General features: G+C 63.8%; 1 protein-coding gene. It reads right to left on the reverse strand.

Features of this window, described 5'->3' with window-relative positions; all coding sequences use genetic code 11:
* The coding region (locus I6F37_RS40225; RefSeq protein ID WP_225154413.1) for a hypothetical protein at positions 1-442 on the reverse strand (442 nt) is incomplete at both ends.

Genomic DNA, 442 nt, shown 5'->3' on the forward strand with positions numbered 1-442 from the left:
CCATTGCCGACCTTGCGGAAATACAGCAACCGCGCAATGCCGAAGTTCGGGCCGATCAGTGAATCAGCCGACATGCCCGACAGGTTCAGAAAACCGCCCAGTGGAAAATAGCTGCGCTCATCCGCATCTTCCGCGTTCAGGAGAGTGCCGGCCGATGCCCAGGCGATGACCGTGTTCTTGCCCCAGGAGTGCACCACACGCCAGTCGATGCTCACCGCATCGGACACCCGATCGAACGAGCTGCCAGCCACCTGCACACGCCATTCGAGAGCCGCCGCCGCGCCACGCCGCGGAAACGCTGCGCTGTCCAGGCTGTCGAAGCTGTAGCGCGCGAAAATCTCGCTGCTCTGGAAATTCAGTGTCGGCCCGGTGATGTCGCCCAGGCGCACGCTTGACTTGCCAAACTCGCGCTCCACCCCGCCGCGCAGCTCGCCGGACAACC

It is taken from the genome of Bradyrhizobium sp. NBAIM08 (assembly GCF_020193935.1).
In the GTDB taxonomy this organism is placed as follows: Bacteria; Pseudomonadota; Alphaproteobacteria; order Rhizobiales; family Xanthobacteraceae; genus Bradyrhizobium; species Bradyrhizobium yuanmingense.